At 62.5% G+C, this 25633-nt stretch carries 22 protein-coding genes; 12 read left to right on the top strand and 10 right to left on the bottom strand.

What is annotated here, in order from left to right:
• Positions 1-3: 3 nt before the first annotated feature.
• Positions 4-1233 carry a putative DNA modification/repair radical SAM protein gene (locus tag BUA36_RS21335; protein WP_072787347.1) on the top strand — a complete coding sequence of 410 codons (1230 nt, stop codon included), beginning with the start codon at positions 4-6 and terminating at the stop codon, positions 1231-1233.
• Positions 1230-2657, top strand: a complete 1428-nt coding sequence (locus BUA36_RS21330) for a UdgX family uracil-DNA binding protein (protein WP_084560272.1) — start codon at positions 1230-1232, stop codon at positions 2655-2657. Before BUA36_RS21335 ends, BUA36_RS21330 begins: the two co-directional genes overlap by 4 nt.
• Here BUA36_RS21330 and BUA36_RS21325 read toward each other — a convergent pair.
• Positions 2629-2991, bottom strand: coding sequence for a DUF4870 family protein (locus tag BUA36_RS21325; protein ID WP_072787346.1), 363 nt, complete (start codon positions 2989-2991; stop codon positions 2629-2631). The genes BUA36_RS21330 and BUA36_RS21325 overlap by 29 nt on opposite strands.
• Positions 2992-3013: 22 nt before the next feature.
• The gene (locus BUA36_RS21320) at positions 3014-3913 is read right to left on the bottom strand and encodes an alpha/beta hydrolase family protein (RefSeq protein ID WP_072787345.1); all 900 of its coding nucleotides are present in this window, start codon (positions 3911-3913) and stop codon (positions 3014-3016) included.
• Positions 3914-3971: 58 nt separating this feature from the next.
• Here BUA36_RS21320 and BUA36_RS21315 point away from each other — a divergent pair, with 58 nt between their 5' ends.
• Genes BUA36_RS21315 through BUA36_RS21305 form a run of 3 tightly spaced genes read left to right on the top strand, consistent with a single transcriptional unit; the run spans position 3972 to position 5961 of the window.
• Positions 3972-4460, top strand: a complete 489-nt coding sequence (locus tag BUA36_RS21315; protein WP_072787344.1) for a YfbM family protein — start codon at positions 3972-3974, stop codon at positions 4458-4460.
• A gap of 8 nt (positions 4461-4468) precedes the next feature.
• Complete coding sequence (locus tag BUA36_RS21310) at positions 4469-4954, top strand: low molecular weight protein-tyrosine-phosphatase (protein WP_072787343.1); 486 nt, start codon at positions 4469-4471, stop codon at positions 4952-4954.
• A gap of 41 nt (positions 4955-4995) precedes the next feature.
• On the top strand, positions 4996-5961 hold the full coding sequence (locus BUA36_RS21305; protein WP_072787342.1) for a sensor domain-containing diguanylate cyclase: 966 nt from the start codon (positions 4996-4998) through the stop codon (positions 5959-5961).
• Between the two features lie 6 nt (positions 5962-5967).
• Here the strand turns inward: BUA36_RS21305 and serB are convergent, their stop codons facing one another.
• From serB to BUA36_RS21290, 3 genes are all read right to left on the bottom strand, one after another.
• Positions 5968-6810, bottom strand: a complete 843-nt coding sequence (gene serB, locus BUA36_RS21300) for a phosphoserine phosphatase SerB (protein WP_072787341.1) — start codon at positions 6808-6810, stop codon at positions 5968-5970.
• Positions 6811-6877: 67 nt separating this feature from the next.
• Positions 6878-10330, bottom strand: a complete 3453-nt coding sequence (gene mfd / locus BUA36_RS21295; RefSeq protein WP_371851476.1) for a transcription-repair coupling factor — start codon at positions 10328-10330, stop codon at positions 6878-6880.
• 38 nt (positions 10331-10368) lie between these two features.
• Entirely contained in the window at positions 10369-11304 is a 936-nt protein-coding gene (locus BUA36_RS21290; RefSeq protein ID WP_072787340.1) for a 5'-nucleotidase, read from the bottom strand.
• Positions 11305-11450: 146 nt separating this feature from the next.
• On the opposite strand from BUA36_RS21290, the gene BUA36_RS21285 reads away from it, so the two are divergent.
• The 3 genes from BUA36_RS21285 (at position 11451) to BUA36_RS21275 (ending at position 15020) form a co-directional block, all read left to right on the top strand.
• On the top strand, positions 11451-12584 hold the full coding sequence (locus tag BUA36_RS21285; RefSeq protein ID WP_229255772.1) for a GGDEF domain-containing protein: 1134 nt from the start codon (positions 11451-11453) through the stop codon (positions 12582-12584).
• A 125-nt stretch (positions 12585-12709) separates the two neighbouring features.
• Complete coding sequence (locus BUA36_RS21280; RefSeq protein ID WP_072787339.1) at positions 12710-14455, top strand: methyl-accepting chemotaxis protein; 1746 nt, start codon at positions 12710-12712, stop codon at positions 14453-14455.
• A 139-nt stretch (positions 14456-14594) separates the two neighbouring features.
• Positions 14595-15020: a hypothetical protein gene (locus BUA36_RS21275; protein WP_139260657.1), complete on the top strand. Its 426-nt coding sequence runs from the start codon at positions 14595-14597 to the stop codon at positions 15018-15020.
• On the opposite strand, the gene BUA36_RS21270 is transcribed toward BUA36_RS21275, so the two are convergent.
• Positions 15021-15950 carry a lipase secretion chaperone gene (locus BUA36_RS21270; RefSeq protein WP_072787337.1) on the bottom strand — a complete coding sequence of 310 codons (930 nt, stop codon included), beginning with the start codon at positions 15948-15950 and terminating at the stop codon, positions 15021-15023.
• Positions 15950-16864, bottom strand: a complete 915-nt coding sequence (locus BUA36_RS21265) for a lipase family alpha/beta hydrolase (protein WP_072787336.1) — start codon at positions 16862-16864, stop codon at positions 15950-15952. The genes BUA36_RS21270 and BUA36_RS21265 overlap by 1 nt, the downstream gene beginning before the upstream one ends.
• A gap of 180 nt (positions 16865-17044) precedes the next feature.
• Between BUA36_RS21265 and BUA36_RS21260 the strand changes: the two genes are divergently transcribed.
• Positions 17045-17725, top strand: coding sequence for a TetR/AcrR family transcriptional regulator (locus tag BUA36_RS21260; RefSeq protein WP_229255771.1), 681 nt, complete (start codon positions 17045-17047; stop codon positions 17723-17725).
• A 7-nt stretch (positions 17726-17732) separates the two neighbouring features.
• Here the strand turns inward: BUA36_RS21260 and BUA36_RS21255 are convergent, their stop codons facing one another.
• Positions 17733-20075, bottom strand: a complete 2343-nt coding sequence (locus tag BUA36_RS21255) for a penicillin-binding protein 1A (RefSeq protein ID WP_072787334.1) — start codon at positions 20073-20075, stop codon at positions 17733-17735.
• Positions 20076-20234: 159 nt separating this feature from the next.
• On the opposite strand from BUA36_RS21255, the gene glpD reads away from it, so the two are divergent.
• Positions 20235-21767 (top strand): glycerol-3-phosphate dehydrogenase, encoded by a 1533-nt coding sequence (gene glpD / locus BUA36_RS21250; protein ID WP_072787333.1) that lies wholly within the window; start codon positions 20235-20237, stop codon positions 21765-21767.
• 40 nt (positions 21768-21807) lie between these two features.
• On the opposite strand, the gene BUA36_RS21245 is transcribed toward glpD, so the two are convergent.
• Positions 21808-23313: a peptide MFS transporter gene (locus BUA36_RS21245; protein WP_072787332.1), complete on the bottom strand. Its 1506-nt coding sequence runs from the start codon at positions 23311-23313 to the stop codon at positions 21808-21810.
• Between the two features lie 224 nt (positions 23314-23537).
• Between BUA36_RS21245 and ppnN the strand changes: the two genes are divergently transcribed.
• Entirely contained in the window at positions 23538-24908 is a 1371-nt protein-coding gene (gene ppnN / locus BUA36_RS21240; protein ID WP_072787530.1) for a nucleotide 5'-monophosphate nucleosidase PpnN, read from the top strand.
• Positions 24909-25070: 162 nt separating this feature from the next.
• The gene (locus BUA36_RS21235; protein ID WP_072787331.1) at positions 25071-25301 is read left to right on the top strand and encodes a hypothetical protein; all 231 of its coding nucleotides are present in this window, start codon (positions 25071-25073) and stop codon (positions 25299-25301) included.
• Positions 25302-25327: 26 nt separating this feature from the next.
• Here the strand turns inward: BUA36_RS21235 and BUA36_RS21230 are convergent.
• A partial coding sequence (locus BUA36_RS21230) for an integrase core domain-containing protein (protein ID WP_139260600.1) occupies positions 25328-25633 on the bottom strand: 306 nt, incomplete at its 5' end.

Raw genomic sequence — 25633 nt, 5'->3', positions numbered from 1 at the left:
GGAATGGAACTGAATGACAAGCTGGAAATCCTGGCGGATGCGGCCAAATACGACGCCTCCTGCGCCAGCAGCGGGGCGCCGAAGCGCAACTCCATCGGCAAGGACGGTTTTGGCGCGACCACGGGCATGGGCATCTGTCACAGCTATACGCCCGATGGACGCTGCGTCTCGCTGTTGAAAGTCCTGTTGACCAATTACTGCCTGTACGACTGCCAGTATTGCGTGAACCGGCGCTCCTCCAACGTGCCGCGTGCGCGCTTTACGGTGGCGGAAGTGGTAAAGCTGACTACCGACTTCTATCTGCGTAACTACATTGATGGGCTGTTCCTCAGCTCAGGCATCATCCAGTCTGCGGATTACACCATGGAGCAGCTGGTGCAGGTTGCGCGTGAGCTGCGCGAGGTGCACCAGTTCCGCGGCTACATCCACCTGAAGACCATCCCCGACGCCGATCCGGCACTGATCGCGGCAGCGGGGCGTTATGCCGACCGCCTCAGCGTGAATATCGAACTGCCGTCGCACGACAGTGTGCAGAAGCTGGCGCCGGAAAAGAGTGTGCATACCATCAAGCTGGCCATGGGCTCGATCCGCCGCAAGCTCGATGAAAAGGCGGAAGAGCCCAGAGCGCCGCGCTTTGCGCCAGCCGGGCAAAGCACGCAAATGATTGTGGGCGCCGATGCCAGCGACGACCAGCAAATCCTGACCACGGCCGAGACGCTGTACGGCAGCTATAAGCTCAAGCGCGTGTACTACTCGGCTTTCAGTCCGATACCGCAAAGCCCGAAGAGCGTGCCATTGGCGCCGCCGCCCATGCAGCGCGAGCATCGCCTGTATCAGGCGGACTTCCTGTTGCGCAGCTATGGCTTCCAGGTCAATGAACTGCTGCCGGCCAGCGGCAATCTGGCGCTGGACATCGATCCCAAGCTGGCCTGGGCCTTGTCGCATCGCGAGCATTTTCCGTTGGACCTGAATCGTGCGGAACCGCACATGATTGCGCGCGTGCCTGGCATCGGATTGCGCAATGCGCAGCGGATTGTGGAGTTGCGGCGTTTGCGCCAGGTGCGCTATGCGGACTTGTCGCGACTCAGGTGCAGCATGAAGAAGATTTCACCGTTCATCATCACGGCGGACTATTTTCCGGCCAACGACAGCAGTCCATCCGAACATCTGCGGCGGGCCATGGCGGAAGCGCCGCAGCAAATGAACCTGTGGCCGGAGCTGCAGGCGGCATGATGCGCAAGGTGGTCCGTTCGTTTGACGAGTGGCGCGTTGCGGCACGTGAGCTGATTGCAGGCCGTATCGCGCCGGAATCCGTGGAATGGGCGACCAGCGAAAGCGACGGCGACCTGTTCTCGGCTTTTGGCGCTGAACCGCATGCACCGGCGAGCCAGGCGGCACTGCATCTGCCGCGCCAGCTGGTGGAGATGCTGATGGCGGCCGGCTGCTTCAATACGCCCGATCGCTGGGCTTTCCTGTACAAGGTGCTGTGGCGCTGGCAGCTGGGTCAGCGCGACGTGGTATCCGCCGCCGATCCCGATGGTGCGCGCCTGCATGCCATGGTCAAGGCAGTGCATCGCGAGGAGCACGACATGCATGCCTACGTGCGTTTTCGTGAGCGCAAGGAGGAGGACGGCGCGCCGCGCTTTGTCGCTTGGTTCGAGCCCACGCACGAGGTGCTGCCGCAGGTGGCGCGGCACTTTGCGCGCCGCATGGGCGGCACCAGCTGGATGATCGCCACACCGGCAGCGGCCGTGGCGTGGGATGGCGAACGCCTGCACGACATGCCGCCGCTGATGCGCAGCGCAGCTGATATCGATGATGCCGGCGAAGCGCTGTGGCTGACCTACTACCGCAGCATCTTCAATCCGGCGCGCGTGAACGCGGATCTGCTGCGCAGCCATATTCCATCGCGCTTCTGGAAGAATTTGCCGGAAGGCGCCATCGTGCCTGCCATGGTCAGCGCGGCGGCCAATGGCGAGCGTCGTACCGGACAGACCAGCACAGTAGGCCGGCGCAGCGGCGCCACCACGATACCCGTCGCCGCAGAACGCGCCCAGCCCCAGCGTGAAGTGCCATCGACGCTCGACCAGTGCCGCCGCTGCGATTTGTGGCGCAATGCGACGCAGGCGATACCCGGCGTTGGGCCGCGCAACGCGCGCATCATGCTGGTAGGTGAGCAGCCCGGCGACCAGGAAGATTTGCAAGGCTTGCCATTTGTCGGCCCCGCAGGCGCGGTGCTGGACCGTGCGCTGGCAGAAGCGGGCGTCCGGCGCGATGCTGTGTATCTGACCAACGCCGTCAAGCATTTCAAGTGGGAGTTGCGCGGCAAACGGCGCTTGCATAAAACCCCGGCGCAAAGCGAGATCGCCGCCTGTCACCTGTGGCTGGAAGAAGAACTGGCGCGCGTGAAGCCAGACGTGATTGTGGCGCTGGGCAGCACGGCGCTGAAGTCCGTGCTGGAGCGGGGCAGTGCGACCATGCAGTCCGTGATGGATGCGCCGTTTGAACACGACGGCCGCTGGGTAATCACGGTCTACCACCCGTCATACGTGCTGCGCGCGCCCGATGAGGCGACCCGCCAGCAGGCCTATGAGGTGATTGTCAATGGCCTGCGGCAGGCGCTGGAACTTATAGCGGCGCCGGCTCGTTCCGGTTGATGCGGACGATGCCGACGATCAGGCGATAGGCCTTCCACAGCCAGGCGCCGATCCAGATTAGCCAGGCCACCGGAATGCCGATGATGGTGATGAAGAAGGCGCAGCCGACCACGATCAGCACCACATACCACCAGAACGAACGGATCATCCACGTGTGGTGGCTATGGACGAAGGTGTTCTCCGTGCTGGGTCGCTGCAGATAGTTGAGTATCAGCGGGATGATGGAAAATGCGCCCAGCGAAAACACAAAGCTGACGGCGTGTATCACGTACAGCCACCATGCTGTCGTTTTGGCCGATTCCAGGCGGCCATCCAGTACCAGTTCTTGGGACATGATCTCTCCTCGTTTTGTCGTACTACGTGCCAGCGCGGGCTGCGCCCAGCGTCCGCTGCAGGAAGGCAGTGACGTCGGCGAAGAACTCCGGCTGTATGGTTTCGCGGTCAAAGCCTTCCGGGTCCTGCGAAGGCTTGAAGTTCGGCCGCGTCATCTCCGGCGGGAACTTGCTCATGAAAGCAAAGTGTCCGGCACCGGCTATGTCTTGGTGTTCCACCAGTTCGGGATGGGCCACGCCTTCGATGATTTTGTGTGCATGTTCGATCGGCGTGATCTCGTCCTTTTCACCGGTACGTATCAGGATGGGCAGGTTCACCGGGCGTAGTGAGCCGGCGATAAACCAGAACGTCGCTGGATTCAGCAGCACCAGCGAACGGATGCGGGCGTCGGGCGTGACAGGTACCGGTTCCGGCTGTGTGCCGGAATCCTTGCAGTCATAAGGGCCGCTCCAGGGCAGACCACCGGCCGCCGCCAGCGCGGTGTAGCCACCGATGGAGTGGCCGATGACAGCGACACCGTTGCCGGCAATATGCGCACCCACGGTGGCATCGGCCAGCGCGGCGTTGATGGTGAGCGTGATGTGGCGCGGACGGTTGGCCAGATTTTCTGCGGTGCCGGCCAGCGTGTTGTCGAGCCGCGTATTGCCGGTGTGGGCGGGCAGGGCGACGATAAAGCCCGCCAGCACCAGGTGCTTGGCCAGTTGGCGATAGGCCCATGGCGTGCCGGAGTGGCCGTGCGAGATGACGACCAGCGGATAAACGCCGGCCGCTGGCGGGGCATCCATTGCCACGTCCAGCGAGTAAGGGCCGAAGTGTTCGGTATGCTCTTCGCCGTGCGCCGGGTAGAGCAGCGCAAGCGGCACGTCCGCGCCTTGGACGGCGTCGTGTACCTTGCTCAGCCGGCAGCCGCAGCGATAACCCATGTCTGATCCTTTTTCGCATAAAATGCAATGATGCTGATTATATAAGGTGCTGACTGTCATGGGTATGCGTGCCTCGTTCATTGCGGTAGATAGCGAACAGATAGACCGTTTTATGGCAGATCCCGATGCGCTGGGTGACTTCGTCTATGGCGAAGACCAGGCGCCGCCCCAGCATGCGATGGATGTCGACAAGGCCTGGCATGCGATTCACTTTGTGCTGAACGGCAGCGCCGAACCTGGCGCCGACGATGCCGCGCCGGTGATCTTCGGTGGCGAGCCAGTTGGCGAAGAAATGGATTATGGCCCGGTACGGGTGCTGCAGCCAGCCGAGGTGCGGGCCTTGTCGGCCACGCTGGCGGGTATCGGCGCAGAAGACATCCGCGCGCGCTTTTCGTCGGACCGGCTGGCCGCTGCGGACATCTATCCCGGTGTGTGGACGGAACCGGAGGAGGATCTCGACTACGTGCTGCACAATTACCGCGAAATGGCCCAGTTCTATGCCGACGCCGCCCAGCGTGGTGATGGCCTGCTGCTCTACATTGCGTGAGGTAAGGCATGGCTAAACCGGTATCGGTGCTGTTTGTCTGCATGGGGAATATCTGCCGCTCGCCGACGGCGGAAGGGGTGTTCCGCCATCGCGTGCAAGCGGCCGGGCTGGCGCACCGCTTCGTGATCGATTCGGCGGGCACGCACGGCTATCACGTGGGCGAGCCGCCCGACGCACGGTCGATGGAGTATGCGGCCAAACGTGGCTACGACCTGTCGGCGCAGCGTTCGCGCAAGGTGTCGGCGCGCGATTTCGAGGAGTTCGACCACCTGCTGGCGATGGATCACGATAACCTGAAGTTGCTGAAAGCGGCGTGCCCGCCGGAGTACCAGCAAAAGCTGGGGTTGATTATGTCGCACGCCACGCGCAGCGGCTCGGACGTGGTGCCTGACCCTTACTACGGCGGCAGCCAGGGCTTTGACCAGGTGCTGGACTATATCGAGGATGCCACAGATGGCTTGATCGCTACGCTCGGAGGCAAAAAGATCGGGTAGTATTATGAAACGACTACGCTTACCAGGCATAGGAGATCATCTTGAAAGAACCCGGCATACCCCTTGATGAGGTTCAACGGCTTTCAGCGCTAAAGTCGCTTGACGTTCTGGATACCCCGCCCGAAGAGCGCTTTGACCGCGTGACCCGCATGGCCAAGCGCATGTTTGGCGTGGAGGCAGCGCTGGTGAGCCTGGTCGACGAGAATCGCCAGTGGTTCAAATCACGCGCCGGGCTGGATGCGGCTGAAACGCCGCGCAATGTCTCGTTCTGCGGCCACGCGATTCTTGGCGACGATATCCTGTACATTCCCAATGCCCTGGCGGACGAGCGTTTCGCCGACAACCCGCTGGTCACTGGCGGGCCGAAGATCCGCTTCTATGCGGGTTGTCCGCTGCGTGCCGTGGGCGGCGCCAAGGTCGGGACGCTGTGCCTGATCGACAGCGCGCCGCGCAACTTCGATCAGGAGGACAAGCTGGCGCTGCACGATCTGGCGTCGATGGTGGAAGATGAACTCAGCGCCTTCCAGAACGCTACCACGGACGAGCTGACCAGGATATCAAACCGCCGTGGCTTCTTGCAGCTGGCTGCCTATGGGCTCAACTTCTGCGTTCGCCATCACCAGCCGGCGACGCTGGCATTTATTGACCTGGACCGCTTCAAACCGATCAACGACAATTTCGGCCATGCGGAGGGCGACCGTGCGCTGGCGGCGTTTGCCAGTGTGATGCGCAGCAGTTTCCGCAGCACGGACTTGTGCGCGCGCCTGGGCGGCGACGAATTTGTGGTGCTGCTGACAGGTGCCAACAAGCCGGAAGCGCAAGCGGTGATTGACAAGTTCAGCGCCCAGCTACATGACTACAACGCCAGCGCCAAACGTGGCTACGACCTGGCGTTTTCCTATGGGGCGGAAGAATTCCAGCCGAACGCGCCGCAATCGGTGGAAGCGCTGCTGGCCGCCGGTGACGCGCAGATGTACGCGATCAAGGCGGCCAAGCGCCGGCACTGAGCCGGTTTATTGCAGCAGTGCGAGGATGCCGTCCAGGCCGACGAAATTCAGCGCCACATTGGCCTGCTCGCGCACCACCGGCTTGGCGCGGAAAGCCACTGACATGCCGGAAATGCCCATCATCTTGAGGTCATTGGCGCCGTCGCCCATGACGATGGCTTGCGACGGCGTGATGCCCAGTTCCGCGCACACGCGTTCCACGGTGCGCTTCTTCTCTTCTGCATCAACGATGCCACCCACCACCTTGCCGGTCAGTTTGCCGTCAACGATTTCCAGCTGGTTGGCGTGGGTGTAGTCCAGGCCCAGGCGCTGTTTCAGGCGCTCGGTGAAATAGGTGAAGCCGCCCGACACCAGCAGGGTTTTCAGGCCGGCCGCCTGCACCGCTTTCAACATGCTTTCCGCACCGGGCGACAGTTGCAGGCGTTCTTCGTAGACGCGTTCCAGCGCCGAGGCGTCCAGGCCTTCCAGCAGCGCCACGCGGCGTTTCAGGCTTTCCGAGAAATCCAGTTCGCCGCGCATGGCCGCTTCGGTGATTTCCGAGACTTGCTTCTTCAAACCCTGCATGTCGGCGATTTCGTCGATGCACTCAATGGTAATCAGGGTCGAGTCCATGTCCATCGCCACCAGTTTGAACTCGCTCATCTTGTGGAAGCCGATGGAGTAGGTGGCGTCCAGCTGTGCCGCATGGGCTGCTACTTCGATGGTCTGGCGCAGTGCTGGCGAAAAGGTGATGCCTTCGCAACGCAGGGCGCGGTCGCTCAGCCAGGTGAGATTGGCAGGGGCGGTCAGTGCGGCGATACGCTCAAGACGGGCCTTGCAGTCGTCCACGCCTTGTAAAACGAGATTCATTGCGGTTTTTGCGTTTGTCATAGGTTTAGCATTGTTTGGGCTAAGTGGCCACGGTACGATGGTCTGGTTATGCGGTCAACTGTTTAATCGCGGCCTTGATCTGGCTGACGCGCGCGGGCAGGTCCGGCATGGCGGCAGTGATCTTGAGCTTGTCCTGGCCATTGAGCTTGATCTGGCGGTTCTTCTGGATCAGCTCAATGATACGCATTGGATCGATCGGCGGCTTGGGCATGAACTGCAGATTGGCGGCCTCGGTGTGGGCATCGATCTTGATGATGCCCACCGTTTTGGCGGCGATGCGCAGGCGGTGGGTTTCAATCAGCGCCTTGACCGGATCCGGCAGCTTGCCGAAGCGGTCGATGAGCTCTTCCTGCATATCGTCGATCTTGTCCTGCGTTGCGCAATTGGCCATGCGCTTGTAGATGGACAGGCGCTCGTGGACGTCGCCGCAGAAATCGGCCGGCAGCAGCGCCGGCACGTGCAGGTTGATCTCGGTGGTGGTGGCCAGCGGCGCCGCCAGGTCCGGCTCCTTGCCAGCCTTGAGCGAACGCACCGCTTCGTTGAGCATGTCGGAATACAGCTGGAAGCCGATTTCCGTCATCTCGCCGGACTGGTTGTCGCCGAGGACTTCGCCGGCGCCACGGATTTCCAGGTCGTGCATGGCCAGGTAGAAGCCGGAACCCAGTTCTTCCATCTGCTGGATCGCATCCAGGCGGCGCTGCGCCTGTTTGGTCAGCGACTGCAGGTCGTGTACCAGCAGGTAGGCGTAGGCCTGGTGGTGCGAACGGCCGACGCGGCCACGCAGCTGGTGCAGCTGCGCCAGGCCGAACTTGTCGGCGCGGTGCATGATGATGGTGTTCGCGGTCGGCACGTCGATACCGGTTTCGATAATCGTGGTGCACAGCAGGATGTTGTAGCGCTGGGCGACGAAATCGCGCATCACTTTTTCCAGGTCGCGTTCGTGCATCTGGCCGTGGGCGACGGCGATGCGCGCTTCCGGCAGCAGCTCGGTCAGCATGGCCAGGCGGTTCTGGATGGTTTCCACTTCGTTGTGCAGGAAGTAGGCCTGGCCGCCGCGCTTGAGCTCACGCAAACAGGCTTCGCGGATGATCGACTCGCCCTCGCTGCGCACGAAGGTTTTGATCGCCAGGCGCTTTTGCGGCGCGGTGGCGATCACCGAGAAGTCGCGCAGGCCTTCCAGCGCCATGCCCAGCGTACGCGGGATTGGCGTGGCGGTCAGCGTCAGCACGTCGACTTCGGCGCGCAGCGATTTCAGGGCTTCCTTCTGGCGCACGCCAAAACGGTGTTCCTCGTCGATGATGACCAGGCCGAGGCGGGTGAACTTGACGTCGTCCGACAGCAGCTTGTGGGTGCCGATGATGATGTCGAGCGTACCGTCAGCCATGCCCTTGATGGCCTGGGCGATTTCCTTGCCGGTACGGAAGCGCGACATTTCGGCGATGCGCACCGGCCAGTCGGCAAAGCGGTCGGCGAAGGTTTGCGCATGCTGCTCGGCCAGCAGCGTGGTCGGCGCCAGGATGGCGACCTGCTTGCCGCCCATGACGGCAATGAAGGCCGCGCGCAGCGCCACTTCGGTCTTGCCGAAGCCGACGTCGCCGCACACCAGGCGGTCCATCGGTTTGCCGGACGTCATATCGCGCACCACGTTGTTGATGGCTTCCTGCTGATCCGGCGTTTCGTCGAAGCCGAAGCTGTCGGCGAAGCGTTCGTAATCGTGCGCCGAATACTCAAACGCATGGCCCTGGCGCAGCGCGCGGCGGGCGTAGAGGTTGAGCAGTTCGGCGGCGGTGTCGCGCACCTGTTCGGCGGCTTTGCGCTTGGCTTTTTCCCATTGGCCGGAACCGAGTGTGTGCAGCGGCGCATCGTCCGGCGAGGCGCCGGAGTAGCGCGAGATCACATGCAGCTGTGACACTGGCACATACAGCTTGGTCTCTTTGGCGTACTCCAGGTGCAGGAATTCAGCCTCGCCTTCGCCCAGGTCCATGCTGGTCAGGCCCATGTAGCGGCCGATGCCATGGTTGACGTGGACCACCGGGTCGCCGATCTTCAGCTCCGACAGGTCGCGCACCATCGACTCGACTTGCGTGACGGCTTCCTGCTTCTTCTTGCCGACGCGGCGGCCGGAGCCCGCATACAGTTCGGTCTCGGTGATGAAGATGAGGCGTGCGCCCTCAGCGGCCAGTTCGAAGCCGGCATGCAGCGGCGCCACGCCCAGCGCCAGTTTGGCGTCCGAGGCGACAAAGGCGTCGAAACCTTCGACCGGCGCCAGCGCCAGGTCGTATTCGTTGAAATACTGCTGCAGCGTTTCGCGGCGGCCGTTGGACTCGGCGCAGATCATCACGCGGCTGCCGGACTGCATCAGGTAGCCGCGCAGATTGGTCAGCGGATCGTCTAGGTGGCGGTTGACGGCGATGTTGGGCACTGGCGCCGACAGCTCGGAGGCGCCGGCGTCCGGATTCTTGCGCACGGCGATCTGCGGATACGGCTTGGCCAGCACGAAGAACTGCTCTTCGTTGAGGAACAGGTCTTCCGGCGCCATGATGGGGCGCTCGCGGTCGGACTTGATAAAGCGGTAGCGCGATGCGGTATGGGTCCAGAAGCGCTTGATGGCCGCTTCGATGTCGCCCACGGTGGCGACTACCGCGCCTTGCGGCAGGTAGTCGAACAGCGTGGCGGTCTGTTCGAAGAACAGCGGCAGGTAGTACTCAATGCCGGCCGAGGCGATGCCGGCGCCGATGTCCTTGTAGACCACGGCGCGCGACGGGTCGCCTTCAAAATGCTCGCGCCAGCGGCTGCGGAAGGCGGTGCGCGACGCTTCGTCCATCGGGAATTCGCGGCCCGGCAGCAGGCGCACCTGCCTGACCGGGTACAGCGAGCGCTGGGTGTCGGCATCGAAGGTGCGGATGGTTTCGATGGTGTCGCCAAACAGGTCGAGCCTGTACGGCAGCGCGGAACCCATCGGGAACAGGTCAATCAGGCCGCCGCGCACCGAGTACTCGCCCGGCGACATCACTTGCGTGACGTGGGTGTAGCCGGCCAGCGTCAGCTGCGCCTTGAGCTGGGCTTCGTCCAGCGATTCGCCCTGCTGGAAGAAGAAGGTGTAGGCAGCCAGGAAGGACGGCGGCGCCATACGCACCAGCGCGGTGGTGGCCGGGACCAGCATGACGTCGCACTGGCCGCTGGAGATTTCATGCAGTGTGGCCAGGCGCTCGGACACCAGATCCTGGTGCGGCGAGAAGGCGTCGTAGGGCAGGGTTTCCCAGTCGGGCAGCAGGTGGCAGCGTAGCTGCTCGCCGCCGAACCACGGGATTTCATCCAGCAGGCGTTGAGCGTCGCTGGCCGATGCCACGACGATGGCCAGCATCTGGCCACGCGATTTGAGGTCCAGCGCAATTTGCGCCAATGCGTACGCATCCGCCGAGCCATGCAGCGCGGGCAGGGCAAAGCGGTTGCCAGGTTTGGGAATGGATTTTGTTAAGGCTGACGACACAACATACATTCAACGGTTATCCAGACACCTATTATAGCAAGCCATGCTCAAGGCTGTCGGCGGTTGGCCACGCCAAACGGAATGTGTACCATCGGGATATTCCCGGCCGGCGATTGCAGGTGGCTCAACTGGTCGTCAAAGAACATATGCGGCCTGAAAATGCCCAGCACGCGGGCTTTCTCCATGCCGCCCAGGAAGAAGGTTTCGTTGGCCGACACGCCCCAGCTCTTGAGCGTGGTCACCACGCGCTCGTGCGCCGGCGCGCTGCGGGCGGTGATGATGGCGATGCGCAGGACTTTCCGGTAAGCGGGATCGGCGCGCTGGGCGTCTTCTTCCAGCTGCTGCATCAGCGACAGCTTGCGGAACAGGTCGGCCAGCGGTCCGGGCTGGTGCGGGATGGCCACGCGCGCGGTTTCGTGAGCGTGGAATTCGTCAACGTTGTTATTGCGCTTGAAGACGGTTTCCGATTCGTCGTCGGCAATCACGCCGTCAAAGTCGAAGGCGATGCGTAGTTCGCCGTCGGCCTCGTCGTCTTCGGTGCGCGAGGGCAGCACCAGGCCGGCCGGGTAGTGGGCGTCCAGTGCGCGCCGCACGTCTTCTTCATTTGCTGATAAAAATAAAGAGGTGTTGAACGCTGGCAAATAGCGGTAGGGCGATTCGCCGGTCAGGAAGCAGGCGCGCGAAATATCCAGGCCGTAGTGGGCAATTGAATTCATCACGCGCAGGCCGGTTTCCGGCGAGTTGCGCGAGAACAGCACCACTTCCACCGGCGCCGTGTCCGGATGCAGCTTGTTGATGCTGAGGAAGCGGCGGATGAAGGGGAAGGCCACGCCCCTGTCGAGGATGGCGCCGATCTGCTGTTCCTGGTATTTGCGATAGGCTTCGGCGCCGCCTTCCAGGTAGACCTGGTGCGAGGCGGTCAGGTCAAACAGGGCGCTGGAGGCGATACCGATGACCAGCTTGTGTTCAATGGGGTAGGGCATGGCGTAGGGCGTAATCTGCGAAGAGCATTACTGTACCTTATCCATGCGTGGCGCGGCGGCGGGATTTGATTTCTTTCTTGCAATTTATAGATTGCTTCGGGGCAGGCGCTGCGCTACATTGACATTACCTTTCCATGGATGCTGGCGTGCTGAACCTCGATACCCTTTTGCTGGTCCAAATCTGCGTCACGCTGCTGACCACGGCGTTGCTGGTGGCCTCCGCCTGCTACACCCAGAGTCCGCCAGAGCAGCGCTGGTGGGCGGTGGGCAATGTGGCGGTGTCGGTCGGCATGACGCTGGGGAATTTCGACAGCGTGCCCGTCTTCATCAACAGCGCGCTGAGCTACGGCGTGATTGCGTTCGGCCTGGCGCTGGTGCTGCGCGGCCTGCGCGTGTACTGCGCCAGTTCGCTGAGCTGGACCAGCATTGCCATCATTACCGCGATTGCGGTGCTGGTGGCGGCGTATTACTCGTTGGGGGAGCCGAGCCTGCGCGCGCGCCTGTGCTTCAGCGGTTTTTATTTTGCACTGCTTAACTGGATCTGCGCGGCCGCAGTGGCGCGGCATGGCAGCTGGCGCGTATCCGGCATCGCGGTGGCCGGCTTTACCTTGCTGGGTCTGGCCTTGTTCCTGCGCGGCCTGCACATGGTGGTGGATGCAGATCCGGCCGACGATGCCAGTTCGCTGGTGATCGGCCTGAGCGCGCTGGTGGTGCCGCTGGCGCAGGTCTGCATCGCGTTCGGCCTGATCCAGATGGTGATGTGGCGCTATGCGGAGCGGCTGCGGCGCCTGTCGACGCTGGATGCGCTGACGGCGGCGCTGAACCGCGCCGGCCTGGAGGTGCAGGGCAAACGCATGTTCCTGCGCGCCCAGCGCGCGCAGCGCAGCATCGCGGTCATCATGATCGATGTCGATAACTTCAAGGTGATTAACGACAGCTACGGCCATCCGGTGGGCGACGAGGTGCTGCGCCATCTGGCGCGCGTGGTCAAGGTGGAGCTGCGGCCGCATGATGTGCTGGCGCGCTTTGGCGGCGAGGAGTTCGTGCTGGTGCTCGATGGCGTCGATCTGGCGTCGGCTGTGAGGGTGGCGGAGCGCGTGCGTGCGCGCATCGAGCAGGAGGCGGTGTCGCTCGACAAGCTGACGGTGAACTACACGGCTAGCATGGGCGTAGTCTGTTCCGATCAGCACGACTACGATCTGATACGCCTGATCTCCGCCGGCGACGCCGCCATGTATGAGGCCAAACGTGCAGGACGCAACCGAGTCGCCGCCGGCTGAGATTGTGAACACCGCGCCACAAGTCGCCACAATCTCATTGACGCCGCCGTTGCTGGGGCCGCATATTGTTGGCTAGGAACAATATTCACCAAATCTATCCGACGGTCCACTGACAGGAGTGCGCAATGTTCAAGAATTTACTCATCAAGTGGAAGCTGGCGACGCTGGTCGCGATCATGATGGTGGCCTTGCTGGTGGTGGGCTCGGCCGGCTATCGCGGCATTGCCAAGGTGGGCGGTGCGGTCAACGAAATCGGCGTGGTGCGCCTGCCGTCGATCCAGGGCCTGCTGGTCATGAGCGAGGGCCAGACGGCCGTGGCGGCCGCCACGCTGTATGCGGGTACCTATTCCAACGATTTTCAGGCGCAGGCCAAGTTCGCAGAAGCGATCGAGATGCGCAAGAAGGCATGGGCAAATATCGACCGTGGCTGGAAGCGCTACGAGCCGCTGCCGCAAACGGCGGAAGAGGCGGTGATGTGGAAGCAGTTCACGGCCGAATGGGCCGAGTGGAAAAACGTCGATGACAAGATCGGCGCCACCATCACGGCGCTCGCGGCCAACAAGGATGAGCAGAAGCAGAAGGATTTGTTTGGCGAGTTTTACCAGGCCTACAACCAGTCGCGCCCGCTGTTCCAGAAGGCCGAAACCACGCTCATGAAAATCGAGCGCCTGAATGAGGATATCTCGAGCAGCAGTGTGGATGAGGGCATGGCGGCCGTGACCAGCGCCGAGTGGGCGATGGTGATTGCGGCCGTGATTGCGGCGGTGGTGGCGATCGGTTGCGCGGCCTATATCACGGGCGCGATCACCAATCCGATCAATGAGGCGGTGCGCGTGGCGCAGACGGTGGCGTCGGGCGACCTGACCAGCCGCATCGAGGTGCACACCAGCGAGGAAACCGGTCAGCTACTGGGCGCGCTCAAGGGTATGAACGACAGCCTGATCCGCATTGTCGGCCAGGTGCGCAATGGCACGGATACGATCGCCACGGCCTCGCAGGAGATCGCCACGGGCAATCTGGATCTGTCGCAGCGTACCGAAGAGCAGGCCAGTTCGCTGGAAGAGACCGCATCCTCGATGGAGGAATTGACGTCCACCGTGCGCCAGAATGCGGACAATGCGCGCCAGGCGAATACGCTGGCGGAATCGGCATCCGGCGTGGCGCAGCGCGGCGGCGATGTGGTGGCGCGCGTGGTGGAAACCATGGATTCGATCAACGCGTCGTCGAACAAGATTGTCGACATTATTTCGGTCATCGACGGCATTGCGTTCCAGACCAATATCCTGGCGCTCAATGCGGCGGTGGAAGCGGCGCGTGCCGGCGAACAGGGCCGCGGTTTTGCGGTGGTGGCAGGCGAGGTGCGGACGCTGGCGCATCGTTCGGCCGCAGCGGCCAAGGAGATCAAGGAGCTGATCGGCGATTCGGTCGAGAAGGTCGGCGCCGGCAGCAAGCTGGTGGAAGAGGCCGGCGCGACGATGGGCGAGATCGTGACCAGCGTGCAGCGCGTGACCGACATTATGGGCGAAATTACCATGGCCACGCAGGAGCAGAGCACGGGTATTGATCAGATCAATATGGCGGTGGGGCAGATGGATACGGTGACGCAGCAGAATGCGGCGCTGGTGGAGCAGGCTGCGGCGGCTGCGGCGTCCCTGCAGGAGCAGGCGGCGGGACTGGCGGAGGTGGTGAGCGTGTTCCGCATGGATCAATCGATGGTGCCGCGCGCGCAGCCGATGGCCGCGCGCAAGACGGCCGTCGCCGCACCGCGTGTGGTGGCTGCAGCGGCGCGGCCGACGCTGAAAGCGGTGTCCGCCAAAGCGCCGGCCAGGCAAATGGCCACCGCATCGGCGGACGACTGGGAAGAGTTTTAACCGACAATAAAGTAAGCCACTATCTGGCGCAGCAGCACAGTGAAGCAGCCTTCGGGCTGCTTTTTTTTATATGATTTATCTCAATCGTGGCGCGTGGCGGCGGTGCTAGCGTGGCAGCTCATCTGCAAGGAGAGCGATCATGCTTGGCACCAATGAAAACCATCGGCTTGAAGATAGTGCGAGAAATTCTTATGATGTGCGGATAGGCGCATTGGAAAAGGAGGTCGCCGTGATGCAGAGCAGCTTGGCCACGAAGGACGACTTTCATGCATTGCGGACTGAAATGCAGGCCAGTCATGAGCGTATTTTGACGCTGCTGTACGAACACAAGCTGGAGTTTCAGCAGGCACTGGCGACACAGCGCGAGGATTTTCATACGGCGCTGGCGCAGCAGCGCGAGTATTTCAACGCCGCACTGGCAAAACAGCGCGAAGAGTTTTATGCCGCCCTGGCGGAGACCAAGCTCGATTTGCACAAGGCGCTGATCGGCCATATCTGGAAGCTCTACGGCTTCGCCTCATTGGTGGTGGGCGGCGTGTATTTCATTGCCCGCTATGTGCATTAACTACTCATAGGCAGGCAGGCGTTTTTGTTCGTCGGGCGTGAAGCCGGTGTCGCGCAGTTGCTGCAGGCTGGCCGCGCTGGCGGTGTTTTGCAGCAGTTGCTTGCGTTGTGCCTGGTAGGCGCTGATGCGCTGCTGCCAGTCGGCTTCTTCGCGGTCGACATCGGCCAGGCGCGCGGCGGCGGCCGGTGACAGCGCGGCGGCGCGCATGCGGTAGACCTCGTTGTCGTCGGCGCCGCGTGCGCGCGCTGCGCTAACCGATTCCTCCAGCCGTATCACTTTAGTCGGCGCATCCTTTTCTTCCCGTACCTGCTGCGGCAAGCGGGCATCCAGCTCGGCCAGCCGCTGTTGGCGCTGCGTTGCGGTCAGGCTGGTGTCGCTGCTGATGTCGAGGCGGGCGATGGCGTCCAGGTCGTAGGCGTCGCTGGCGCCAAACAGACCGGCGATTTCCTCATTGCTGAAATAGGCGGTGCGCAGTTGCTGCATGGCGCTCAGGCGCTGGCGCGCGCCCTGGGCCGGATTGGCGGGTGGCGGCAGGCCATGTTCCACATCGACCAGCGCGCGCTTGTAGGCCAGGTAGGCGTCCAGCAGGCGGCGAGCTTCGGCGGCCGGCGCTGGCCGCAGGCGGCGTTCCAGTTCGCGGATGATCTGGGTGCGGATGGCGTCCAGCGGCCGCTCGCCCAGGCCGGCCAGGTAGTAGTCGAACAGGTAGGCCAGTTCGGCGTTGACTTCCAGCTGGTCGTTGGCGTTGGCGCGCACGTCGCCATCGGCGTGCGTGCCGGCCATGGAGCGGGCAAACGGCAACGGCTCTGGCGCGGCGCGCTGCGCGGACGTGGCGGCAGCTGCTGTGGGCGCGTCGCCGCGCGCCCACAGCAGCCAGGCGGCGCCGGCTGCCACGGCCGCCAACACCACGACGCGCAGCGCGGCCCGCATCAGAGTCCCAGTCCTTGCAGGCGGTTGGCCTGCTGGCGGAAGATGGTCACCGGATTGGTCTCGAACAGATTGGTAATGCCGATCAGCTGGTTCACTTCATCGAGGTGGTTGAGCGCGTAGTCGTCGCGGATCACGCGGCCCAGATGGCTGGAGCAGCTGCTGACCAGGCCATCGTTCTTGGCGCCGTTGAAGGCCAGCGACGTCAGCGCCAGTACCGGGTCGCTGGCGTCGAGCACATTGGTGTACGGCTGGGCGCCGCTCCACGAGAAGTAGTACACGCCGCGCACCTGGTAGTCGCCCTCGCCGCAAGCGGAGGTGGGCACGCCTTCCGGATGGCGGCTGTTGAAGGCCAGCGTGCCGGCCGTGCTCAGCGAGGTGGCGGCTGCGCGCGCATTTTGCGGCAGGGTCGGGCTGCCGGACAGGAAGCTGATCAGGCCGGAGACGGCATTGGCCACGCTATACGTCACATCCGGGACGGCGCCGATCAGCACGTCGGCTACGCGCGAACCTTTGTTGACGCCGCCCACGCTGCTGACCGAGGCTACCAGGTCGGGACGCACGGAGGCGACGTAGCGCGAGGTCGGGCCGCCATGGCTATGGCCGATCAGGTTGACTTTCGCTGCGCCCGTTGCGGCCAGGATCTGCTTGACCTGCAACAGCAGCTGTTCGCCGCGCACTTCGGTGCTATTGGCGGCCGAGACCTGCGTTACGTAGACCGTGGCGCCGCCGCTGCGCAGCGCGCTGGCGATGCCATAGAAATAGTCGACCGGGCCGACATTGTCAAAGCCGAACAGGCCGTGCACCAGCACGATGGGATATTTGGTCTGGGTGTAGCCGGCCGCCCACGACGGGGCGGGCAGGGCGCTCAGCAGGGCTAGGCACAACGTCAGGTACTGCCAAATGCGTTTTCTCATGGTGGTCTCCGATATGGTTGTAGTTGTGATGCCGGGATCTGGCCCCGTCAATAAAATGTAGCACCCGCGTCAAGGCCTTGCAGTCCGCACGCACGGCCCCAGAAGCCAATCTGCTGGCTTGGTGAACGCGCCCGGGCGCGTAGGCTATAATCGGTCAAAAAATAAACTACAGGGACAACCTTGCCTGCGCAATTCGACTTCCAACAATTTCAGGCGATGACGCCGCTCGACGGCGCCAATATCTGGGCCTATCTGCTGGACCGCCACGCCGACCGCATCACGGTCAAGCGCCGCAAGCCGGCGCTGGAGAATCTGGAAAAAATCTTCAACGCGACGTTCAAGCTGGCCAACGAGGTAGGCTTCCGCGCCATGAACCTGCGCGACCTGTGCGGCGAGACGGGGCTGTCGATGGGCGGCCTGTATGGCTATATCACCAGCAAGGACCAGCTGGCGGAGATGATCGAGGACGTGGTGCGCCACGCCACGCTGGAAGTGCCGAAGATGTTCCGCGATGTCAGCGCGCCGCTGGACCAGCTGGAAGCGCTGATCCGGGCGTCGATTTATGTGTCGGAGATTTTGCAGCCGTGGTTTTATTTCGTCTTCATGGATTCGCGCGTGCTGCAGGCGGAGCAGCGCGGCACGGCCAAGGAGTCGGAGCTGCATGTGCAGTCGCTGTTTGCCGGCATCATCGCGCAGCTGCCGCCGCAGCCGGGCAGCAGCCCGGAACTGGCGGCGGCGCACATCCTGGCGATGTTCCAGGACTGGTATGTCAAGCGCTGGAAGTACCGCGCGGCCGACATCAGTCCGGATACCTTTGCCGACAGCGCCGTGCGCATGATGCGCGGCTATCTGTCGGCCTGAACCCGGCTTAGCGGGCCGGCGGCACCGGCCTGATATTTTCCGCGTTGGGCTGCGTGCCTGGCGCCGGCGCAGGCGGCGTGGCCGGCGCGGCTGGCGTGCCGGGTTCGACGTTCTCGGCGCCGGCCGGCGTGTCGTCCATGTCCAGCGTGTGGCGCGCGGCGTCGCCCGTGAACTCGTCATACAGCCATTCGCCGTTCACCTGCGTCAGCCCGGTCGGCAGCGGACGTTCCTGCGGCGGCCGGCTTTGCATCGCCACCTTCATGTAATCGATCCAGATCGGCAGCGCCACGGTGGCGCCGAACTCTTTGCCACCCAGCGATTTGGAATCGTCGTAGCCCATCCACGATACCGCCACGATGCCGCCGCCGTAGCCGGCGAACCAGCCGTCGATGGCGTCGCTCGAGGTGCCGGTCTTGCCGGCCAGGTCGGGGCGGCCCAGGCGGCCGACGGCGGCGCCGGTGCCGCTGCGCGTGACTTCACGCATCATCGCGTCCATCACATAGGCGTTGCGCGGATCGAGCACGCGCGCCTCGTCGGGCAGCGTGGTGCGCGGCTTGGCTTCCTGGATGATCTTGCCGTCGCCGTCGACGATCTTGGCGATCAGGTAGGGCTCGACCGAGTAGCCGCCGTTGGCGAACACCGAGTAGGCGCCGGCCATTTGCGCCGGCGTGACGGAGCCGGTGCCCAGCGCCATGGTCAGGTTTTTCGGATGCTTGGCCAGGTCAAAGCCAAACTTGCCCAGGTAGCCGTGCGCATACGGCACCGTGATGGCGCGCAGGATGCGGACCGAGACCACGTTCTTCGATTCGGCCAGCGCGCGGCGCATGGTGATCGGGCCGTCGAACTTGCCGTCGTCGTTTTTAGGCGACCAGGCTTCGTTGCCGGTTTCGGCGCCGGTCAGGTCGAGCGGCACGTCGTTGATCAGCGTCGATGGCGAGAAGCCGCGCTCCAGCGCTGCCGAATAGACGAACGGCTTGATCGAGGAACCGGGCTGGCGCCAGGCCTGTGTCACGTGGTTGAACTTCTGCAGGTTGTAGTCGAAACCGCCGACCATGGCGTGGTAGCCGCCGGTGACCGAATCGATCGACACAAACGCTGCCGCCACTTGCGGCACTTGCGTGATGCTCCAGCCGTTCTTCTCCTGCATGATGCGGATGACGGCGCCCGGACGCAGGCGGATGCTTTCCCTGGCCTTGTCGGTCAGCGCGCTGGCGGCCAGTTTCAGGCCGTCGCCGCTGATGGTGATTTCTTCGCCGGACGGGTTTTGCACCTTGACCGCTTTCGGTCCCGCTTCCAGCACCACGGCCGGAATCAGGCCGTCGCTGCCGGGGCGCTTCTGCAGCGCTTCCTCGATGGCGTCGTCGCGTTCTTCCTCGCCGGCCGGCAGCGTGATGACGGCTTCCGGACCGCGGTAGCCGTGGCGCTGGTCGTAGTTGAGCACATTGCGGCGCATCGATTCGTAGGCCGCCTTCTGGTCGGCTTTCAGGATCGTGGTGTAGACGCTGATCCCCTTGGTATAGGACTCTTCCTTGAACTGGGCGTAGACTGCCTGGCGCGCCAGCTCGGCCACATATTCGGCGTGGACATCGAAATCCTGGCCCTTGCGGCTGATGTGCAGGGTTTCGTGCAGCGCCTTCTGGTACTGCTGCTCGGTGATGTAGTCGTTATCGCGCATGGCGCGCAGCACTACCTGCTGGCGTTGCTTGGCGCGCTTGGGATTGACGGCCGGGTTGTGGCGTGCCGGATTTTGCGGCAGGCCGGCCAGCATGGCCATTTCGGCCACCGACAGCTCCTTGAGCGGCTTGCCGAAATAGGTCTGGGCGGCGCTGCCGAAGCCGAACGAGCGCTGGCCCAGGTAGATCTGGTTCATATACAGTTCCAGGATCTGGTCCTTGCTCAGCGCTGCCTCGATCTTCATGGCCAGCATGACTTCGTTCAGCTTGCGGCCGTAGAATTTCTCGCGCGTCAGGAAGAAGTTGCGCGCCACCTGCATGGTGATGGTCGAGCCACCCTGGCGCATGGCGCCGCCCAGGTTGGCCTTGGCCGCGCCCAGCGCGCGTTTCCAGTCGATGCCGTTATGCTCGTAGAAGCGCTTGTCCTCGATTGCCAGCACCGATTTTTTCATCATCTCCGGAATGTCCTTGATGGCGATGAAGTCGCGGTGTTCCTCGCCGAATTCGCCGATCAGGGCGTTGTCGGCGGTGTAGATGCGCAACGGGATTTTCGGCCGGTAGTCGGTAATTGCGTCCAGCGATGGCAGGTTGGGCGCCACCACCAGCAGCAGGTAGGCGATCAGCAGGCCGGCGGCGACCAGCGCGGCCAGGCCGGCGGCAAGGGCGGCACGTATCATATTGCGGCGGTTGATCCAGGTGGGGGTGGGAATAGGGGAGGTTGAGGTTGTCAAAACATCATCTCGTGGTTGCACAGGTATGGGCGATTATAGATCATGGCTATTGTTACTTGGCGTCACTTGTCGTAACGTACAGGTATACAGCTCCAAAGGGACCAAATGGCGGAACCGCAGCATATACTCGATTGTGATGTCCTCGTCATCGGCGGCGGCATCAATGGCGCCGGCATTGCCCGTGATGCGGCCGGACGCGGGCTGTCGGTGGTGTTGTGCGAGAAGGATGATCTGGCGTCGCACACCTCGTCGGCGTCCACCAAGCTGATACACGGCGGCTTGCGCTATCTCGAGTATTACGAATTCAATCTGGTGCGCAAGGCGCTGATCGAGCGCGAGGTGCTGCTGCGCGCGGCGCCGCACATCATGTGGCCGCTGCGCTTTGTGATGCCGCATGCGCGCGGCCAGCGGCCGGCCTGGCTGATACGCGCCGGCCTGTTTTTATACGATATGCTGGCGCGGCGCGAGCTGCTGCCGGCATCGGCCGGCATTAATCTGCGCAGGCACGCGGCGGGCCAGCCGCTCAAGCCGGAGTTTGAGCGCGGCTTTATCTATTCCGATGGCTGGGTCGATGATGCGCGGCTAGTGGTGCTGAACGCCATCGACGCCGGCGAGAAAGGCGCCACCATCCTGACCCAGGCCGTATGCCAGAAACTGGAGCGCAAAAGCGCCGACTGGGAAGCCACCCTGTTCAAGCCCAGCTGCGGGCAGATCCGCGTGAATGCACGCTATGTGGTCAACGCGGCAGGGCCGTGGACCGCCGGCCTGCTGCACGGCGCCGTGCCGCGCGAGGAGGCGGGCCGGCTGCGGCTTATCAAGGGCAGCCACATTGTGGTCAAGCGTATTTTTGAACACGACAACGCCTACATCTTCCAGCATCCCGACGGCCGCATTGTGTTTGCCATCCCGTATGAGCAGGATTTCACGCTGATCGGCACCACCGACCTGGATTACCACGGCGATGCCGGCCAGGTCGCCATCAGCGAAGACGAAATCAGTTATCTGTGCGGACTGGCCAGCCAGTATTTTGCCCAGCCCATCGTGCCGGCCGACGTGGTGTGGACGTATTCGGGCGTGCGCCCGCTGGTGGAAGACGGCGCGGACGCCAAGGCGGTCACGCGCGACTACCGGCTGGAAGTGGACAGCAACGGGCCGCCGATCCTGAGCGTCTTTGGCGGCAAGATCACCACCTTCCGCAAGCTGGCGGAAGAAGCGGTGGACCACATCGCCAAGGCGCTCGACAACCGTCACGGCAGCTGGACCCACAACGCCTGCCTGCCGGGCGGCGACCTGTTTGGCGCCGAGCCGCAAAACCGTTCGGTGCGGGACTTTACCCAGTGGACGCACGCCCAGCAGGCGCGTTACCACTGGCTGCCGCCGCTGCTGGTGGCGCGCTACTGCCGTGCTTACGGCACGCGTCTCCATACCTTGCTGAGCGAACGCGCGGACGTCGCCGCCATGGGCGAGGAAATCGCGCCCGGCCTGTACGCGGCAGAAGTGGAATACCTGCGCCGCTACGAATGGGCGCGCAGTGCCCAGGACATCCTGTGGCGCCGCAGCAAACTGGGCCTGCACCTGCCGGCCGATACTGCCGACACCCTGCAAGCCTGGCTCAACGCCCATCCGCTGGCCAGGTAGGCCCAAATAAAAACGGCGCCCTCGGGCGCCGTTCTCGTGATTACTTCACACCGTGCATGAGTTTCTGGATCAGCGGAGCGATCAGGAACAGCAGCACGCCGCCCGCCATCAGCGACCAGAAGCCGAAGGTGTAGCCGTGCAATGCCGATGGCACCGACATGCCGCCTTCGCCCGACACCGCCGACGCGAAGATGCCCGACAGGTTGTTGCCGATACCGGTCGACAGGAACCAGCCGCCCATGCCCAGGCCCACCAGGCGGGTCGGCGCCAGCTTGGTCACCATCGACAGGCCGATCGGCGACAGGCACAGCTCGCCGATCGATTGCAGCACATAGACCATGAACAGGGTCCAGAACGGGATCTTGTTGTTGACGTCCACCAGGCTCGACAGCGCGAACATCAGCAGCAGGAAAGCGGTGCCGTTGAAGATCAGGCCCAGGCCGAATTTACGCGGGATCGACGGATTGGCGCGGCCCATGGCCACCCAGATAAACGCGATGATCGGTGCGCAGGTGATGATGGCCAGCGAGTTTACGGTCTGGAACCAGGCGACCGGGAAGGTCCAGTTGAACATTTCGCGGTTGACGATTTTTTCGGCCAGGAAGGTGAACGAGCTGCCAGCCTGCTCGAAGAAGCACCAGAACATGATGTTGAAGAAGAAGATCACCAGCATGGCGATGACCTTGTCGCGCGCGACCTTGCCGTTTTTGACGCCTTCCACCAGCAGCATTACCGACAGCAGCACGAACAGGATCGACAGCACCACCTGCAGGTTCTTGGCGCCGGCGGCCAGCAGCGAGTACACCACGGGGATTACGCACAGCGAGCCGATGACCACATAGGCGAGGCGCTTGGGATCGGCGTTATGCGCATCCGGTGCGCCGATGCCTTTGAGGCCGCGGCGGCCGATGTAGAACCATACCAGGCTGACCAGCATGCCGACGCCGGCCGACATGAACACCACTTTGTATGCCGGCATGCCGCCAGTACCAAAGATGGCCGATGCCAGCCACTCGGTCAGCACCGGTGCGACCAGCGCGCCGGAGTTGATGCCCATGTAGAAAATCGTGAAGCCGGAGTCGCGGCGCGTGTCGCCGGTGCTATACAGCTTGCCGACCATGGTCGAGATGTTGGGCTTGAACATGCCGTTACCGACAATAATCGTGGCCAGGCCGAACTTGAAGATGGTCTCGTCGGGGAAGGCAATCATGAACAGGCCGGCGGCCATGAAGGCCGCACCGACCAGGATGGAGCGCTGGTAGCCCAGCACGCGGTCTGCAACATAACCACCGAACAGCGCGGCGGCGTACACCAGCGCCAGATAGGAGCCGTAGACGAGGTTGGCGGAGGATTCGCCGGCCGAGTCGCCGTTGTAGAACTGGGCGACCACGTAGAGCACCAAGGCCCAGCGTATGCCGTAGAACGCAAAGCGTTCCCAGAACTCGGTCATGAACAACATCCACAGCGGGGCAGGGTGCCCCATGATCTGCTTAAATTCCGGAATCGCGGCTTCCGTATTATGGGTGGTGGTGGTCGCACCGCTCATGCGGCTTCTCCTAATAATTATGGTCAAAAAGGAACTGGTTTCCCTTGTGGGGCAGCCAAATTGCGCGCCATTGTAATCTACAAATCTGCGTGTGGCGCACTTTTTGATGGTGTCCCTGCAAACTAATATCATTTGTGTTAATAATTCACCAGCCCCCACAAGCGGCCCAGATGTCGTATATTGGTGGCGCAGCACTCATAGAAACTGAATAGGATTTGTGCATCATGGAATATGACGTTGTCGATACCCTGATTTCCCCGGAAGGACAGTTGGAAATTCTGTCCAAGGCTGAAGTGAACAAGCTGCTTGATACCAGTCAGGGCGGCTTGTATAACGTGTTCCGCAAATGCGCGCTGGCCGTGCTCAATTGCGGCAGCACCATCGACGATGGAAAGGAACTGCTGGAACGGTATAAATCGTTTGACATCAGCATTGTGCAGCGCGAGCGCGGCATCAAGCTCGATATCAAGGGCGCGCCAGCCATCGCTTTTGTGGACGGCAAAATGATCAAGGGTATCCACGAGCACCTGTTTGCGGTGCTGCGGGATATCGTCTTCGTCAGCAATGAGGTGACCGACAATCCCAAGTTCGACCTGGATAAAACCGAAGGCATCACCGATGCCGTGTTCCACATCCTGCGCAATGCGGGCGTGCTGAAGCCGATGCTGAATCCGAACCTGGTGGTGTGCTGGGGCGGCCACTCGATCAACCGCGAGGAGTACAACTACTCCAAGAAGGTGGGCTACGAGATGGGCCTGCGCGACCTGGATATCTGCACCGGCTGCGGCCCTGGCGCGATGAAAGGCCCGATGAAAGGCGCCACCATCGGCCACGCCAAGCAGCGCCTGCATCGCGGCCGCTACCTCGGCATCACGGAGCCGGGCATCATCGCGGCGGAGTCGCCGAATCCTATCGTCAATGAACTGGTCATCATGCCGGACATTGAAAAGCGTCTGGAAGCGTTTGTCCGCACCGGCCATGGCATCGTGGTGTTCCCGGGCGGCGCGGGTACGGCGGAAGAGATCCTTTATATCCTGGGCATCCTGCTGCACCCGGATAATGCCGATATTCCGTTCCCGCTGGTGTTTACTGGTCCGGAAACGGCGCGCGAGTATTTTGTGCAGATCAACCAGTTCATCCACGATACGCTGGGGCCTGAGGCGCAGAGCCGCTATAAAATCATCATCGACGATCCCGAGCTGGTGGCGCGCGAAATGCAGGCGGGGATCAAGGCGGTGCGCGAGTTCCGCAAGACCCGCAGCGACGCGTATTACTACAATTGGGGCCTGAAGATCGACACCGAGTTCCAGCGCCCGTTCCCGCCGACGCACGAGAACATGCGTAACCTGAGCCTGCACAAGAACCAGCCGGTGCACCTGCTGGCGGCGCATCTGCGCCGCGCGTTTTCGGGTGTGGTGGCGGGCAACGTCAAGGAAGAGGGCATCCGCGCCATCGAGAAGCACGGCCACTTTGAGATCCACGGCGACAAGGAAATCATGGGGCCGATGGACGCACTGCTGGCATCCTTCGTTGCCCAGCACCGCATGAAGCTGGCTGGCAAACCCTACACTCCTTGCTATCGCGTGATCCAGTAAGTGTAGGTATATACAGGGAGTCCTTCCCGGCTCCCTGTGGTAAACCTTCTCTTTTGAGCTCTCTTTTCCTCTCTTTCTCCCTCTTTTCCTCTCTTTTTGAACTCCCTTCTCTTTTTGAGGTCTAAATAGGGGAAAAGAGAGCAAAAGAGAGGAGAAAAGAGAATGTTTACCACAATGAGCGTGCAGCTGCCTACCCATATCCTGCTCGACCAGAAGCAACTTTCCACCACGATGGACCCGGGCAGCCCCCGTGGCTACCAATGGAAATGCCTGTTCCTGCCGGAGGGCACTGTATTGCGCTCGCGGACTTACGGCGAGCATAATTCAGAGCGGCGCAAATGGCGATTGCGTCTTGAAGACATCGCCTTTGTGACTAGTCCTGGAATAGGTTGACGGGTAACCGCCTTTTTCGTTACCCGCTAACTAAGCTCCATTAAAGACGCCCGATGGACTTCATCGGGCGTTTTGTATTGTAGGGCGGTATGTAACCGCTTTGTATTGTAGATTGCGATTGCTTGGCGAATCATGACCTCTGCCTGCTCCAGGTTCGCCGGTTTGCTGATAAGGAACTCGGTCTTGAGTATTCCATTGACCCGCTCGGCCAAGGCGTTTTGATAGCAGTCATATCCATCAGTCATTGAGCATACGATGCCATAACGGTGATGGATTTGTTGGTAGGCTGTAGCGCAGTATTGAATGCCCCGGTCCGAATGATGGACAAGACG

The organism is Duganella sacchari, assembly GCF_900143065.1.
In the GTDB taxonomy this organism is placed as follows: Bacteria; Pseudomonadota; Gammaproteobacteria; order Burkholderiales; family Burkholderiaceae_D; genus Rugamonas; species Rugamonas sacchari.
Note: the sequence above shows the minus strand (reverse complement) of the source record. Positions and strands in the feature narration are given on the sequence as shown.

Excerpts from the sequence above, each read along its gene's own strand:
- BUA36_RS21335 (WP_072787347.1), top strand. The coding sequence starts at position 4 with ATGGAACTGAATGACAAGCTGGAAATCCTGGCGGATGCGGCCAAATAC.
- BUA36_RS21330 (WP_084560272.1), top strand. The coding sequence starts at position 1,230 with ATGATGCGCAAGGTGGTCCGTTCGTTTGACGAGTGGCGCGTTGCGGCA.
- BUA36_RS21325 (WP_072787346.1), bottom strand. The coding sequence starts at position 2,991 with ATGTCCCAAGAACTGGTACTGGATGGCCGCCTGGAATCGGCCAAAACG.
- BUA36_RS21320 (WP_072787345.1), bottom strand. The coding sequence starts at position 3,913 with ATGGGTTATCGCTGCGGCTGCCGGCTGAGCAAGGTACACGACGCCGTC.
- BUA36_RS21315 (WP_072787344.1), top strand. The coding sequence starts at position 3,972 with ATGGGTATGCGTGCCTCGTTCATTGCGGTAGATAGCGAACAGATAGAC.
- BUA36_RS21310 (WP_072787343.1), top strand. The coding sequence starts at position 4,469 with ATGGCTAAACCGGTATCGGTGCTGTTTGTCTGCATGGGGAATATCTGC.
- serB (WP_072787341.1), bottom strand. The coding sequence starts at position 6,810 with ATGAATCTCGTTTTACAAGGCGTGGACGACTGCAAGGCCCGTCTTGAG.
- mfd (WP_371851476.1), bottom strand. The coding sequence starts at position 10,330 with ATGTATGTTGTGTCGTCAGCCTTAACAAAATCCATTCCCAAACCTGGC.
- BUA36_RS21290 (WP_072787340.1), bottom strand. The coding sequence starts at position 11,304 with ATGCCCTACCCCATTGAACACAAGCTGGTCATCGGTATCGCCTCCAGC.
- BUA36_RS21280 (WP_072787339.1), top strand. The coding sequence starts at position 12,710 with ATGTTCAAGAATTTACTCATCAAGTGGAAGCTGGCGACGCTGGTCGCG.
- BUA36_RS21275 (WP_139260657.1), top strand. The coding sequence starts at position 14,595 with ATGCTTGGCACCAATGAAAACCATCGGCTTGAAGATAGTGCGAGAAAT.
- BUA36_RS21270 (WP_072787337.1), bottom strand. The coding sequence starts at position 15,950 with ATGCGGGCCGCGCTGCGCGTCGTGGTGTTGGCGGCCGTGGCAGCCGGC.
- BUA36_RS21265 (WP_072787336.1), bottom strand. The coding sequence starts at position 16,864 with ATGAGAAAACGCATTTGGCAGTACCTGACGTTGTGCCTAGCCCTGCTG.
- BUA36_RS21255 (WP_072787334.1), bottom strand. The coding sequence starts at position 20,075 with ATGATACGTGCCGCCCTTGCCGCCGGCCTGGCCGCGCTGGTCGCCGCC.
- glpD (WP_072787333.1), top strand. The coding sequence starts at position 20,235 with ATGGCGGAACCGCAGCATATACTCGATTGTGATGTCCTCGTCATCGGC.
- BUA36_RS21245 (WP_072787332.1), bottom strand. The coding sequence starts at position 23,313 with ATGAGCGGTGCGACCACCACCACCCATAATACGGAAGCCGCGATTCCG.
- ppnN (WP_072787530.1), top strand. The coding sequence starts at position 23,538 with ATGGAATATGACGTTGTCGATACCCTGATTTCCCCGGAAGGACAGTTG.
- BUA36_RS21235 (WP_072787331.1), top strand. The coding sequence starts at position 25,071 with ATGTTTACCACAATGAGCGTGCAGCTGCCTACCCATATCCTGCTCGAC.